Here is a 15,121-nt window from a genome sequence, read left to right as displayed (position 1 = left end):
AAAAGGGCAAGCTACTTACATCGCACCGCTACAACCGGATACCCTTGCTTCATTCCTGACCTGGGGGAGTTCACCAGGAGCTGGTCGTATAAGACTTGCCCGGCGCAAAGGTAATGGTGGATTCCATATTTCCAAATTCCTGCTTCTTAATATTTTTTAATTTGCCTAAGTATCAATACAATCTTCTTTGTGGTTCATTCTTAAGTTCCCTCAAAAAAGCTTATCATATCAACCAATTAATTGGATGATTCTCTTTAGAAAAGTTAGCTATCAAAAATTAGCTCTACTACCTTATAACCACTTATTAAAGACAGATTTAAAATTTCTTATGACAATTTTAATCGCAATTCCCAAAAAAAAGTGAACATTTGTAGAATCAGCACTTTTCATACGAACAACCCTTGAATACCAAATCCTATACTTATTTATTTTTACTCTGCCTGCTCCCCCTGCTAGGCATTGGCCAAATAAAAATTTCAGGCAAAGTGGTTGATAAAAAAAATAACACTTCCTTAGCCTTTGCATCAGTTAGCCTTAAAAAAACAAATATAGGAACCACCACCAACGAAAAAGGAGAATTTGAACTCCTTCTGCCCGAAGGTTCTGCAAATGATTCTATTCAATTCAATTACCTGGGTTACCTGAGTCAAAAAATACAGGTAGGCAAATTTAAGTCAGGTACTATCATCCGTCTCGAAGCTCAATCGGTTAACCTTCAGGAGGTCGTTGTCCGTCCCCTTCCACCAACGCATTACATCTTGCTGGCAATGCGGAATATCAAAAACAATTACCCCAATAAACCTTTTCAAAGCATAGGCTATTATCACGAGAAAATCTGGGAAAACAATGAACCCATCGATAATGCCGAAGCTGTTTTTAAAAGCTATTATCCTAATTATGCCTCGAAGTCTAAAAACCAACACCAACTAGAACTTTTTCGAAAAGGGAAAATCACTGAACTACGTTTTATCCGAAAAAAAATAGATAAACGCATCGCTAAACAACGAAAAAAAGACCTTAAAAAAGGAAAAGAAGTAGATACCAGAGAATTAGCCGAAATGCTTGAACTCGGCGGTCCGGAAACCATCCTCCAAATGGATTTTATTCGTGAAACCGAATTGTTTCTGGATAGCCATAACTTTAAAAAATATGAATACAAATTCGGCCCATCCACCACCTTTCAGGGCAAAGAGGTTATGGTTATAAACTTTGTAGCCAAACGAACAGTGGAGCATGAAAAACAAAAAGGCAGCATTTATCTCGAAAACAATTCCTACGCCATTGTTAGTATTGATTACTATTCCTCCATCGTAATTCCGTTAACCGCTAAACCCATCCTATTTGCCCTTGGTTACGAAGTTGAAAACCCTCATTACCGAAAAAAATACTCTTTTAGGGAAATTAATGATCGGTGGTATCCCGATTATTTTCATGTAGATGGAGCTGCCAAACTAACCAAAAAGCACCTCTTCGACGCCAATGAAGAAGCCAATTTTAAAGTTGAACAGCTTTTCTCAGTTTCTCAAATCGAAACCAAAAACGCAGCCGCTATTCCTGAAAACGTGCAATACAATCCGGATAAACCTTTCGAAGGCCAGGTAAAAACAGACCCGGGTATGGATTGGGGAAAAGTGAATACTGTGAAAAGATAAGAATCAAGATTTCATTGACTTTCCTTGATAAAAATCACCCAATTTCCTTCCAAATCTCCCTAAACTAGGTTTTGAAATTCATTTATTGCTCCTACCTTTGGAGCAAAATTTTCATCAATGAGTTTCAGAATCGAACACGATACCATGGGCGAGGTAAAAGTACCCGCCGAAAAATACTGGGGAGCCCAAACCGAACGTAGCCGAAACAACTTCAAAATTGGTCCGGAAGCTTCCATGCCAAAGGAAGTAATTTACGCCTTTGCTTACCTTAAAAAAGCGGCCGCCCACGCAAACACCGAACTTGGAATTCTCCCTGCCGAAAAAAGAGACCTCATCTCTAAAGTCTGCGACGAAATCCTTACCGGAAGCCTCGATGGCGAATTTCCTTTGGTAATCTGGCAAACCGGATCGGGTACACAAAGCAATATGAATGTCAACGAAGTAATCGCCAACCGCGGCCACGTGGTACAAGGTGGCAATTTACTAGACGATAAAAAAGTACTTCACCCCAACGATGATGTAAACAAAGCCCAAAGCTCCAACGATACCTACCCTACTGCTATGCATATTGCAGCATACAAACAAGTAGTAGAGATTACTATTCCGGGCTTGGAATTGTTGCGCGACACCCTCGATGCCAAAGCTAAAGCCTTTGCACCTATTGTAAAAGTTGGACGTACCCATTTTATGGATGCAACTCCTCTTACCCTTGGACAAGAGTTTTCAGGATATGTACAACAAATCAACAATGGTATACGTGCTCTTAAAAACGCCCTGGAAGCTGTTCGTGAACTGGCCCTAGGTGGAACCGCCGTAGGTACCGGACTAAACGCCCCCAAAGGTTACGATGTTTTGGTTGCCCAAAAAATCGCTGAATTCACCGGCCTTCCGTTCATTACTGCCCCAAATAAATTCGAAGCCCTGGCCGCCCACGATGCCATGGTAGAACTGAGCGGAGCATTGAAAAGAGTTGCCGTTTCCCTCATGAAAATCGCCAACGATATCCGTATGTTAAGCTCAGGCCCACGCAGCGGAATCGGTGAAATTATTATCCCCGACAACGAGCCTGGATCCTCTATCATGCCCGGAAAAGTAAATCCTACACAGCCCGAAGCCATGACCATGGTTTGTGCCCAGGTAATGGGAAATGATGTAGCCGTTTCTATAGGTGGCGCCACAGGTCATTTTGAACTAAACGTTTTCAAACCTCTCATCGCCGCCAATGTACTGCAAAGCGCCCGTTTGATAGGCGATGCATGCGTTTCATTCAATGATAAATGTGCCGTTGGAATTGAGGCAAATAACGAAGTTATTAAGAAACACTTGGAAAATTCTCTGATGTTGGTTACGGCTCTTAACCCGCATATTGGATACGAAAATGCCGCTAAAATTGCCAAAACAGCGCATAAACAAAACAAAACTCTTCGCCAGGCTGCCATCGACTTGGGTTTGCTCACCGACGAGCAATTCACCCAATGGGTAAGACCTGAAGATATGATCGGCCCAAAATAATAGGAGACCATTTTCCTTCCAAAGCCGGGTTTAACTAAGAATAAATCCGGCTTTTTTATTCCTATTTTTCTAAAGTTGGCGGGCCCCCTTCCGCACCTCCAAAGCTAGTTGCTTACCCCCAACTATTGATAAGGTGCGTTCGGGTCACGCTATCGCTAATACTCCTCGGCCTGCTCCGCTACCGCTGCACAGTCCTGTGGGGTATCACGCTCTATCGTTGCCCGGGTGCTCCGTCCCAAGTGATGTGCTACAATCCACCTTCCGTATTTCAACTTCCAAATCGAATACTACCCTGCAATTTACATCATTCCTACCTGGAACATCTTTTATTTCTGCCACTTCCTACAACTTTGCAATGACCAATTTTCCCAATGTGTTTGGCTATAATACTTTCCAAATTATGAAAATGAAAAATGGTTCTTTAGAGACACTTAAAGAAACCATGTTAATCCCAAAACGAACTTGTTACTAATCAGCACTAGCTTCGTAATGCCTTTTCAATGTTTCCTGTGCTTTCCCTTTCCAAAATTTAATATAATCAGGCTTAATACTTGGATTCTCCATCAAAATCAAATCCAGATGTGCCAATTCCTTTCTGGCTTCTTCCATCCGATTGAGTTTTACCAAGTTCTTAAATACATAATATTGATACAAGGCATTGGTTGGATATTCTTTTGCCAGCATAGTAGACAACCGAAGCGATTCCTTGAAATTATTCATGTGATCCAAACTTATCTTAAGCAAAAAATACCGACTTTCATTCTTCATAATGACATCCTTTGAATGAATAAGGCGATATAAGTACTCCATTCCTTTCATTTTATCACTGGGCGGAAAAGCAAACAATGCAGCTTTAATTACATTGGAATACTCTCTTCCTGAACCGGTATAAAAATTAAACAAGCCGGATGTAAAGTAAAATCGTTCAAATTCAGGTTCCTTACCAAAGGTGGTTTTAAGCAAACCCATAATTCCACTGAAAGTTTGTATGGCCTTAAAATAGGATCTTTCCCTAAAATAAATCCTGGAACGAAATCCATACAAATTCAGATACAAAAACAATTGCTCATGGTTCATACGATCTACTCCGATTTTCTCCAACAAGGCCATTCCGCTGTCAACTTCGGAAGTAAATAATTGATCGAGTTTATCGGATTTTTCACCATACAAAATCCTCCACCAGTAAATATTTGCGGCTAAAATATGGTTGAGGTAATGATGTGGATGATGCATTTTATTTTGATGCAACAAACTATCTGCTGAACGAAATTTATTTTGATAAACCAATTGAAAACCCAGTTCAGTTTTATCTAATAAGCTCGCCCCCTTTTGTGCATTAGCAGGTATTAAACCATGCAATAGGACAAAAAACATCAAAATGGCTTTCAGATAGGGCATGCACAAATATAGCAGTTACTTCCAATTAAAGTCCTTGGATTGTAAACTAATCGAAGTTTACCATAGCCTTAAAAACCAATTTTGTAAATACAAGGAGTTGACTGATTTAGATTAGGTACCAAGCTTCTAGGATGCACAGGCCCTTCGGGCAGGGATAGTAACGGAAAGCCCACAGGAGCCGAAGGTCCCGAACACTTTCGGGGCCTTCGGCGACGAGGACTTGAAGTGGATAGCCCGGCGATTTCGCCTATTGAAACTGTTTGAGTCTAATAATCACTCCGATGGCGAAAGCGGCCCGCATAAATAATATAAAAGAGACTGAAATTTCTCTTAAAACCTGTGTTAAACCCTTATTCTACTATTAAACGGCGAACTTCATTTCCGACTTTAACTACATAAACTCCGGGAGTTAAGCCGGCAATAGAAAGTTTAACCAACTGAGGGCCAATGGTAGTTTTATCAAGGTGCTGAGTACGGCCAAGGGCATCTAAAATCTGAATATCCTTTCCGGATAAATCGCCATACACATTTACATACTGATGAGCAGGATTTGGAAACAATTTCAGGCTATTGGAATATTTGGAAACAGGAGCTGAAACACCGATACCATTGTAGGCAGTTTGAGCCTGATCGGCCGATACCTGTAAGGAATTCAAATCTAAAGAGCCCAGAATAGCAAAGGAAACTTTAACCGAATCGCCGGGAGCTAAGTCGAATGGACCTGCGCTCATTACCTGGGCAATATCATTTCCTGAAGTTCCGCCTGCCTGGTTTCTGGAAGTAGAAAGCGAGGTGTACTTTTCTGCACCGGTAAAACCATCAGAAATATCCACGCCTCCGCTACCGCCCGCAATGGCGTCAATATTGTAGCAATTACCGGCTGAAGGCTCCAGCAATTTTATACCCATATACACATCCGGGGTTGATGGATTATAAGCATAAGCCAACTGGCGATTGATATCGAAATCGGCTTTGTTGTTGGTTCCCATAACTTCCCAGTCGGCAAAAATTCCGGCATAAACATCGTTGAGGGTATTTGCACTATTGTTTTTGATATGGTATTCCCATATTACAAAATCTTTGTTGGGATCACTTACCCAGGCGTGGTTAATTTGTTTCACCTGAACACCCAAGGCATTTCCACCTGCGCCATTGTCGTTGAAGGTGGCCTCAGTATCAAAATCACTGGCATTGGTAGTAGTGCGTACTATTCTTGAAACAGGCTGAAAATCAAATTCAGGAGCAGGTGGAGTTGCACTATAACCCATATCGGAAACATTGCCGGCAGCACTGCCAATCATAAATGTGCTCAAAAATACCTGAGAAGAATCGTTCAAAGGCTTATAGGCAATTCCTAAACCACTTTGCTGATAAGGGGTGTTGTAACCAATTTTACCGCGAGTACAAACAGTTGTAGCCAAATTATTGACTTCTATGTTCATGTAGTCGCGGTTTACATCTACTTCAAAATACTGGTAAGCAGTATAACCATTATCGCCAACAAAACTGAGCTTAAATTCTACTTTTTGGTTGAGCGGAGTGTTGGCAGCGACTGTAAACAAAAACGGAGTAGCCGCGTTTGTGGTTGCTTGTAAGGTATTTAAATCGCCTAAAGCTGCAACACCTTGTGTAATAGAAATATAACTGGCAGTTGTAGATAAGGTAACCACCACATTGGTAGCATTGGCCAGGTAATTGGTGAACCCGCAAACCATTGAAGTGGATTGGCCTGCGATGGCAACCTGGTTATTAGAGGCATCTAAAAGAAAATCTGTCATACGAACCGAGGGTTCATTCATACCCAAGAGAGCTTGGTAAATATTCAATCGACCAACCCCCAAGCGATCGGTAAGAGCAGAGTTGCAACTTAATCCATAAATATTATCGGCATGCACGATGACTTGTTCTGCGGCTTGAAGAGCATTCATGGCAGGGAAATGGGCACGAACCAAGGCTACTGCACCTGAAACCAATGGTGCAGAAAAAGAGGTTCCGTTTCCACCGCTGGAGGTATAAACCGGATTACCGGGCGCAACTGAAGCGGTTCCATAAAGGCTAAGCGAAGGAGCAACGATATCAACTGCATGGTTGTTTTGGTAAAAATTACAATCGTTGTTATCGGTACCACCCACACTTATTACATGAGCATAGGATGCAGGATAATATTTAGTAACTCCACCCGCCGAATCACCGGAAGAGGCGATGATGGTGGCATCAAAATCGAAGGTAGCATAGTTAATTACATCTTGAGCAAATTGGCTATAGGTGGTATTACCCCAGGAGCAATTAACCACTTTACAGCCATGATTTACGGCATAAACAATACCTTCATAGCCATGAGTAATGGAATTTTGATTAGCATCCGGAGCCACTTTAATTAGCATTACTTTCGATTTAAATCCGGTACCGGCAACTCCGATTCCATTATTAGTAGTTGCACCGGCAAAAGTAGCTACACCGGTTCCATGGTAATTTCCACTCACGTACATGGTATTATCGTTGTTGGCCAAATCCCAACCTGAATAATTATCAGTATAGCCATCGCCATCGTTGTCGCCATTTCCGGCAGGGTCAGCATAATTGTACTTGATATTACCACTCAAATCGGGGTGAAGAATATCGAAACTGGTATCGGTAATACCGATTACAATGTTGGTATCGCCTTGTTCCAAATCCCATCCTTCATAGGAATGAATGATGGTATGATGAGTTTGATTCGCAATATTGGCATCGTTAGGGGTATATAAAGGAATGGAAGTATAACGAGGCTCGGCATACTCGAAAATACCGGTTTGCATGAGCAATTCAGCAGCTTTTTGAGCATCTAGTTCACTTTGATAATGAAGTTCATAAACTAAACTCAAATCAACTTTACCGACGTTTTTTAATTGAGGGAAAAGTAATTGGGTATGATTAACCTGCAATTCAGATAACACTTTTTTCACCCGCATCACCTCAACCGAATTGGGTTTACATTGTTTTCGGTAGAAAGGCTTTACCTTTACAATTACTGTTTGAGCTACAAAGTCGGTTGATCCTGCAAAGCTCATTTGAAATGAAAAAAGCAGGCAAAACAAGAAGTAGATTTTTTTCATAAATTGGTGGAAACTTCCACCTTGTACCTCCAATAGCACAATAAGGTTTCGATAAACGACAGGGTATTTTTATTTGGTTAAATAAAGGTATAGAAATTACCAGGTTCAAGAAATAAAGCATCCTCCTGCTGATTCATTAGGCGGAGGAAAAAATGCAAATTGAAATTTCAATTCAATACTTCCGGAATCAACTTTTTTGTTTCAAAAAATATAACTCGCTTTAATCTATTTCAATATTATAAGACAATTAATACTAAAAATTGGATAAAATTTAATCTTCTAATGATAAAAATTTATACTGTTACAATAATACATACTGTAAAAAACTATATTTGACCATTCAACATCTATCAAACCCAAACATTCAAACCAATGGCTATTTCTCAAAAATCAATCGATTTAATAAAACATTATGAGAGTTTACACGATGGAGACCTCAGCAAAATTGGCATTCAACCCAAAATGGACCCATTAGGAATTTGGACAATTGGTTGGGGACATGCCATTTTTGACCCAATCAGCGGAAGGTTTGTGAAAGAAGCTGCAAACAAAAAAAGAGCAGAGGAATTGTTTCCTGATTTTAACTTACAGCAAGCAGAAGATTTACTAAAAAGGGATTTATCAACCTATGAAATTGAGGTTCGGAAATTGGTTCCGGGAACATTAAACGATGACCAGATTGGTGCCTTGGTGGCATTTTCTTACAATGTTGGCGTGGCTGCATTCAAATCTTCCAGCGCCTTGGTTGCCATCAATAAAGGAGATATTAAATTAGCCGGAGATAAGCTTCTATTATGGAATAAAGGAACTGTAAATGGTGTTAAGGTAGAATTAAAGGGACTTACCTACAGACGAATGAGTGAACGAGATTTGTTGGTATCCGGAACCTTGAAATATTACAATGTGTGATAAGCAGGTATTCCTTTTTCTTGAAATAAACAATTAACCTTTCATCTAAACACCAATACCTTTAATAAAACTATGGCAACAAGTGCTGACCCGGGAAAAACTCAAACCAAGAGAATATTTCCAAGTTTATTTGACAAACTAGAACCCTTAGATCAGGCAAGGGCAGGCTATAAATGGATGGTTTATATGGGATTTAGCTTGTTAGCAACCTTAATTTGTTACGGCATTTTGCACTTGGAAATGCCTTTAACCATTGGAGGTGTCAAGGTATTACCTTTAATTGAAACCGGTAAAATAAAGTTGGTGCAGTTGGATGTTAGCCAAGTTACCGAATTAAACTCCTACCTCGATGTGTTAGAAGAAAGAGAAAATGCCTACCGGCTTACCAACTATAAAATAGATTCCTTAGATAGCGAGTTACGTGCTTGGAATGTTGAAAAGGTAAAAAAGGATACCATTGCCTTGGCAAAACAACTAATCTATTGGAATGAAAAAAGGGATGATGCCCAAGAATCTAAAGAAGACTTCATTAATTTCATTCAAGCCTATTATTCCAATACATTTTCCAACATTGATCCTGAATTTCTCCATTCGGATTTGAATAAAATCCTGTCAAGTGCAAACCCGGTTGAATTGAAGAAATTACTACCAAAATACCAGGTTAAAACTACTTCCAATTTTTACCTTTTTGGCAATTGGGTATTTATGGAAATCTTTTTTTGGTGTCTAATTGGGGTTTTCTGCAACTTGATTTATAACACCAGCGAGCGATTGAGAAAGGCTGAATTCAATAAAAAGGAAATTTATGTTCATGTGGGCAAGTTATTGTATTCACCACCTTGCGCAGTAGTAATTTATCTCTGCTATGATATGCTAACGGAATCAAGCTCCGGTGCCAGCACGGCTAAAACAGAATCAACCGTTGCTATTTCATTTCTACTAGGCTTTTTCAGCGGAAGAATGATGGATTTATTAAATCGCATTAAAGACATCCTCTTGCCTTTTGGTACCGATAAAAAGGAAGAAATGGTTTATAGCATCTCCGGAAAAATTAGTTTACCTGACGAGTGCCTTACTAAAGTTACTGAAGCCGAAAACAAATTGGCAGAACTGGAATCCGCTTCAGAACCAAATCCTGAATTGATTGCCAAAGCTCAAGAGGATTTAGAATTGGAAAGAAGACAAATACAGGATTTCTTGCTTAAAGGGGTTGTAAAATTGGTCAAACTTCCATCCAAAGAGGTTCTATTTACCTCCTACACCAATTCTGAAGGAGATTATAAATTTGATGGCATCGCCAGTGCGGCATATCAGGTTGTAAGCGAAATAGACCTAATGGATTCCGGTAGGTTTCAAGCAGAAAAACAACTTAACCTGGTGGATGAAGATTTGGTGGGTGAAGATTTGGTTCTTGAAAAAGTTTAACAAGCCAATCACTCCAAGCTTATCATGCTAATCCGAATGGTATAAGGTTAAAATTTCCTTTCTTTGTGGAAATATTTTTCATGATTCTCGGAACAGGCATAGACATGATTGAAGTGGAAAGAGTAAAATCTTTGGTTGACAAAGGCGAAATTACTCAACAACGCTTTTTTCATTCAGGCGAAATTACTTATTGCAACTCCCAAAAGAACTATGCAGAAAGTTTTGCAGCCAGGTTTGCAGCGAAGGAGGCCTTATTTAAAGCTTTGGGAACCGGTTGGAGAGAAGGAATGGCTTGGCATGAAATTGAAATCCGATTAGATGAATTAGGAAAACCTCATCTGTTCCTTCATGGGGAAACACTAAAAAAGGCCGAATCCATGGGAGTTCAGAAAACTCATGTAAGTTTAAGTCATATCAAAGAAACTGCCATTGCCATGGTAGTCTTGGAAAAATAGTTTCTGAACTATTTTTCTAAGACTACCATGGTGTAATTCAGAAGGAAACGACCCGTTTAATCGCTTCCTTTTGATTCCATTTAAAATGTATAAAGTAAATTCCGTTGAGTAGAGGTAAGTGAAAGATTTCATCAGCACTCCCTTTCAAACTTAATTGAATTATGGTTTGACCTTCCGAATTAAAAATGGTGGCAGTACCATTGCTCGGAGGTAATCCGAAAGTAAAAAGCATTTTCTTTATGGGGTCATAGTATGTTCTGATGGAATTGGCATAGTCATCTAAACCGCTTCCCTGACTTGTAATTCTATAAGTTGAAAGATGTAATTCATCACCCGTATTTTGATTGTTATGATTGGTACAGTTAGTGGCATAGTAAAATACAATAGGTCCAACATCAACGCTTGGAGCCGTCCAATCGAAGGTCCAGGAAATGGAATCAGCAGGAGAAGCAATGGTACCATTTGCTGTATGAGTCAAATATCGGCGATCTTCGATGGGAGGAGTTGCATTATCTTGCAACTGAGTTCTAACAGGATCGGTAACCTGAATGGTACCTGCATTTGTTTCATCTTGTTCAGATAGCGCAACAATTTGAAATCCAAACTTATCATGTCCGGGCTTCCTAACCTTTATTTGGATGGAATAAGTTTGCCCGGGAATGTAGAAATTCTGATGATTTCCAAAGACTAGTTCATTGGTTAAAGTATCATCTTCAATAGTTGCATCTGCATGGCATCCTGCTTGTTTACAAGTTAATTCACCGGGCGCACCGGTACATGAAATATGAGATCCTGACGTTTTGGGAATAAAGGAAGAAAGCATTAGTCCGATTGAAATCAAAACCAGGCATACCGAAACTAAGCTTAAATTCTTTCTCATTCTTTAATCAATTTTTGACTTGCCTGAAATGAACCTGAACTCAACTCTAGAAAATAGATTCCCGAAGCCAACTGATTCATTTCTTCCAAGGTTTGGCTTTGTCCTAAGGCATTTGGGATTTCCTTTTCAAACACCAAAACACCTTCCTTATTCCATATTTTTAGGGAAGCTTGGATTTGAGTAAAGGGCCACTGAATGGTCAAGGTATTACGAAATGGGTTTGGGAAAGCAAGCAGTTCAATTGAATTACCAGGAAGTACATGTTTTTGAAATGTGTAAACCTCATCACCTTTATCACTGGCATCGTCATTGGCTGCAACCCCTGCTAAGTAAAAACTTACTTTCCCGGCAATGTGTTTAGGAGCGGTCCAATAAACCGTCCACTGACCTAAATCTTCAGCCACAGCTTTTGTTCCGGGGTAGGTATAAGTTACATATTGTCGGTCTTTAAGCGAAGCATCATTGTAAAGGATTTGGGTTCTATTTGATTCAAGCAAATCAAATTTACCGGCTTGATTTCCTGCTTCATCCAAAGCTACTAATTGGAAACCGAAACGTTGTGTATTTCTTTTTGAAATTGAACAGATAATAGAATAGGTTTTCCCTGGAATCAAACCTTGTTGAAAGTCGGAACAAGTTAAATACAGCTGAGCATCTCCTTGGTTGGTAAGGGCATCGTCGTGACAACCGGAGATGTTGCAGGTAAATTCATCCGGGGCACCAGTGCTAGAGGCCGGTGCGCCAGTACTTTTCCCTTGCGGATGTGTAAATGAAATGAACACAACTGCCAGAAAGCAAAGTCCAAGTGGAATAAATCGCATGGAATTATTACATTAACATACCGGCCAAGGTTGCAGAAAGGTAAGAAGCTAAGGTACCGGCAATTAAGGCTTTAACACCCAAAGAAGCCAAGTCTTTTCTTCTGGAAGGAGCTAATTCACCAATTCCACCCACCTGAATGGCTATGGAACTAAAATTTGCAAATCCGCACAAAGCGAAACTAGTAATAACCAAGGTTTTAGAATCTAAGGAGCTTTTCACTTTGGAAAGATCGATATAGGCTACGAATTCATTGATTACCATTTTAGTACCCATCAATTCCCCAGCAGCAAAAATATCTTTGTATGGAACACCCATACACCAGGCAAACCCGGAAAAAATAAATCCTAAAATTGTTTTCAAACTTAGATTTGGATAATTCATCCATCCACCCGTAATTCCTAAAATATAATCTACCAAAGCAATTAGGGCAATAAATCCAATTAACATAGCAATAACATTCAATCCAACTTTTAATCCTTCACTTGCACCGGCTGAAATAGCATCTAATAAATTGGAGTGAGCTTTTTGAACTTCCAGTTGAACCGTACCTTGGGTTTCACTTTGTTCAGTTTCAGGAAAAATAATCTTAGAAATTACCAAAGAACCGGGTGCTGCCATTAAACTGGCTGCCAGCAGATATTCGGCAGGAACCCCCAGTGAAATATAAACGGCCATTACTCCACCTGCAATACAGGCCATGCTACCTGCCATGCTGGCTAACAGTTCACTTTTGGTCATGCCTTTCAAATAAGGCTTAATCATAATTTGGGCTTCCACCTGTCCTACAAATGCTGAAGCTACATTGCTCAAAGCTTCACTACCACTCACACCCATAAGAAAATGCACGCCTTTAGCCATAACTGCTACGACTCTTTGCATTAAACCTATATGATAGGCTATGTTAACCAAAACAGCCACAAAAATGATGGTTGGTATAATTTTAAAGAAGAAAATGAAACTATTCCCCTGGCCAAAAGCCTTTTCCATAAAATCATGATTTACCAAAGCCCCAAAAACAAAATCGGCACCTTTATCAGAAAAGGCTAACAATTTAGTAACTGCCTTTCCTATCCATCCAAAAATCTCTTTTCCTATTGGCACTTTTAAAATAAAAATGGCTAAAACCACTTGAATTAATAAACCGGAAAGAACCAATCGGTAATTAATTTTTGTTTTGTTATTGGAAAGGGCAAATGCAATTCCAAGAATTAAAACTACTCCAATTATTCCTGTAAATTTATCCATAAGTATTGATGGTGTTTAGGCTGCCAAAATAACCTAAATTTAATGGGTGAACAAGGAATAGTTCATTTTATTTTCCACTATATTTCTACTGACCCAACCTTCATAAAACAAGAAAAGGCCATCATAAGATGACCCTTTCTTAGTTTTTCATTTACATTATTCTTTAGTAAACTTTTTAACGATTCTTTCCCCATTTACTTGATTGGCAATTTCAATCAAATAAATTCCTGCTCCAAGCTTAGATGCATCTAAACGAATAGTTTCTTCCGTTTGATTATCGAGCTTAGCAACTACTGTCCCTGTAATGGAGAGAATAGTTACCTGATATTTTCCCGGTTTTGTAGGAAAAATACTCAAATCACCTGCAGTAGGGTTTGGATATACCAAGGCATCCAATCCGGTATTGTGGTTATTAGAAAGATCAGGTACATTAACATATTGTTGGGTATAAACCGGAAATTCGATGTTACAAGGATGTTCTGCAGAAAATGCAATTCGTTGTACAGCTACTCTTGGCGAATATTCCACCCCTTGGTAAGTATAAGTTTGTCCATCACCCGGTTTGCGACGGAAAAACTCTCCATCATTCATCGGTATGTTAGGATTAACTTGGAAACGGTCAAAATTGCTACTGCTGATAAGTATTTTCATCTTATGCCCTTTTCCCCAGGTATAACCAAGTGGAAGCATTTTGAATTTGTATTCGTAAATTTTTCCTGTTTCAATATTAGAAAATGGTATGGTATCGATAGGGTAAGGAATTTCTTGATCCCATTCAGGATGTTCAACCAATCCTCTTACATATTCTCTGGCACGGGCATTTACGCCACCTTCTGCAACAAAAAACTCTCTTCCATCCGGATAAACATCCAAAACTCGAACGAAGAAATCGGTATCAGTTGGGTCGCCGGTATTTGCCCCTCCAGGGTTGGATTTTGCATAAATAGTCGCGGTTGGAAAACCTATAATACACAATGAATCTTGCACTTCAGGTGAAGTATACGCCAAAATTCCAGGACGATCTAAACAAAAAGGTCTATTTTGATCGGAAGTAAAATCCATTTGACCTTGGCTATCCCTGGTTCCATCCGGGGTTTGCTCAATCATATTTCCGCCTCCACAAGTTCTCAAAGGATCATCCGGATCATGTACATAAATATTAAACTGATCTTCAACATTGCTAGGTGGATTCACTTGAGAAGGTAAATCGAATGAACCATCCGGATGCAAGTAGCACTTAACATTAGTTACCCAAGGCGATTGCAATGGAAAAGTATCGGTACCAAGCCAGTAATTGCCCATTCCTTGGTTTTCTGCAACCCCATCTCCATTAGGACCAACTACATAAAACCTAACATTAGGAATATCATACTCATTCAAAAAGTCACGAAAAGGAATAGAATCAATTTCAAAATTATCTAAACCTTTCACCAAGGGTGTTCCAAAAGCCGGAACATCAAAGGTTACAGAATTGTAGGATGTATCATTAGTAAAAGGAATAATATTACGAATTTCAACCGACACCCCCGGAACACCTCCAGTACCATTTAAAAGAGCAAGCAATTGTCTGTAAGTTAATTTAACCTCATTGGCTGGAATTCGAATATCTGTTTTTATGGCAATGTTATCTGTAACATTGGTCCAGCTTTTTGAAGGAGGTATTACAGCTTATGTCTGTCTCAAATAATACTTATATAGGTAAATTAAGTTGTAACGATAACAAACAAT

The 15,121-nt window shown here is 39.5% G+C and carries 12 protein-coding genes and 1 other RNA gene; 6 read left to right on the top strand and 7 right to left on the bottom strand.

What is annotated here, in order from left to right:
• Nucleotide 1: 1 nt before the first annotated feature.
• Nucleotides 2–101: signal recognition particle sRNA small type (ffs, locus tag K1X82_01370), an RNA gene on the bottom strand.
• A 300-nt stretch (nucleotides 102–401) separates the two neighbouring features.
• Between ffs and K1X82_01365 the strand changes: the two genes are divergently transcribed.
• The 3 genes from K1X82_01365 to K1X82_01355 all read left to right on the top strand — a co-directional run bounded on the left by K1X82_01365 (nucleotide 402) and on the right by K1X82_01355 (nucleotide 3,636).
• Nucleotides 402–1,652 (top strand): carboxypeptidase-like regulatory domain-containing protein, encoded by a 1,251-nt coding sequence (locus tag K1X82_01365; protein MBX7180731.1) that lies wholly within the window; start codon nucleotides 402–404, stop codon nucleotides 1,650–1,652.
• Nucleotides 1,653–1,769: 117 nt separating this feature from the next.
• The gene (gene fumC, locus K1X82_01360; protein ID MBX7180730.1) at nucleotides 1,770–3,164 is read left to right on the top strand and encodes a class II fumarate hydratase; all 1,395 of its coding nucleotides are present in this window, start codon (nucleotides 1,770–1,772) and stop codon (nucleotides 3,162–3,164) included.
• A gap of 244 nt (nucleotides 3,165–3,408) precedes the next feature.
• Nucleotides 3,409–3,636: a hypothetical protein gene (locus K1X82_01355; GenBank protein MBX7180729.1), complete on the top strand. Its 228-nt coding sequence runs from the start codon at nucleotides 3,409–3,411 to the stop codon at nucleotides 3,634–3,636.
• Here the strand turns inward: K1X82_01355 and K1X82_01350 are convergent.
• Nucleotides 3,633–4,562, bottom strand: a complete 930-nt coding sequence (locus K1X82_01350) for a hypothetical protein (GenBank protein ID MBX7180728.1) — start codon at nucleotides 4,560–4,562, stop codon at nucleotides 3,633–3,635. The two genes, K1X82_01355 and K1X82_01350, sit on opposite strands and share 4 nt — an antisense overlap.
• Before the next feature lie 350 nt (nucleotides 4,563–4,912).
• Entirely contained in the window at nucleotides 4,913–7,657 is a 2,745-nt protein-coding gene (locus K1X82_01345) for a S8 family peptidase (protein ID MBX7180727.1), read from the bottom strand.
• Between the two features lie 372 nt (nucleotides 7,658–8,029).
• Here K1X82_01345 and K1X82_01340 point away from each other — a divergent pair, with 372 nt between their 5' ends.
• The 3 genes from K1X82_01340 to K1X82_01330 all read left to right on the top strand — a co-directional run bounded on the left by K1X82_01340 (nucleotide 8,030) and on the right by K1X82_01330 (nucleotide 10,446).
• Nucleotides 8,030–8,566, top strand: coding sequence for a lysozyme (locus K1X82_01340; GenBank protein ID MBX7180726.1), 537 nt, complete (start codon nucleotides 8,030–8,032; stop codon nucleotides 8,564–8,566).
• 72 nt (nucleotides 8,567–8,638) lie between these two features.
• Nucleotides 8,639–9,991 (top strand): hypothetical protein, encoded by a 1,353-nt coding sequence (locus K1X82_01335; GenBank protein MBX7180725.1) that lies wholly within the window; start codon nucleotides 8,639–8,641, stop codon nucleotides 9,989–9,991.
• A gap of 80 nt (nucleotides 9,992–10,071) precedes the next feature.
• Nucleotides 10,072–10,446, top strand: coding sequence for a holo-ACP synthase (locus tag K1X82_01330; protein ID MBX7180724.1), 375 nt, complete (start codon nucleotides 10,072–10,074; stop codon nucleotides 10,444–10,446).
• 37 nt (nucleotides 10,447–10,483) lie between these two features.
• Here K1X82_01330 and K1X82_01325 read toward each other — a convergent pair whose 3' ends face one another.
• The 4 genes from K1X82_01325 to K1X82_01310 form a co-directional block, all read right to left on the bottom strand.
• Complete coding sequence (locus tag K1X82_01325; protein MBX7180723.1) at nucleotides 10,484–11,326, bottom strand: T9SS type A sorting domain-containing protein; 843 nt, start codon at nucleotides 11,324–11,326, stop codon at nucleotides 10,484–10,486.
• Nucleotides 11,323–12,147: a T9SS type A sorting domain-containing protein gene (locus K1X82_01320; GenBank protein MBX7180722.1), complete on the bottom strand. Its 825-nt coding sequence runs from the start codon at nucleotides 12,145–12,147 to the stop codon at nucleotides 11,323–11,325. Before K1X82_01320 ends, K1X82_01325 begins: the two co-directional genes overlap by 4 nt.
• A 7-nt stretch (nucleotides 12,148–12,154) precedes the next feature.
• A complete protein-coding gene (locus tag K1X82_01315) occupies nucleotides 12,155–13,393 on the bottom strand; it encodes a NupC/NupG family nucleoside CNT transporter (GenBank protein ID MBX7180721.1) in 1,239 nt (412 codons plus the stop codon).
• A 156-nt stretch (nucleotides 13,394–13,549) separates the two neighbouring features.
• On the bottom strand, nucleotides 13,550–14,956 hold the full coding sequence (locus K1X82_01310; protein ID MBX7180720.1) for a CocE/NonD family hydrolase: 1,407 nt from the start codon (nucleotides 14,954–14,956) through the stop codon (nucleotides 13,550–13,552).
• Between the last annotated feature and the right edge of the window lie 165 nt (nucleotides 14,957–15,121).

The sequence above is a fragment of the Bacteroidia bacterium genome, from assembly GCA_019695265.1.
Taxonomy (GTDB): Bacteria; Bacteroidota; Bacteroidia; order JAIBAJ01; family JAIBAJ01; genus JAIBAJ01.
The sequence above is the reverse complement of the archived record's forward strand: the minus strand, read 5'-3'. Positions and strand labels throughout refer to the sequence as shown.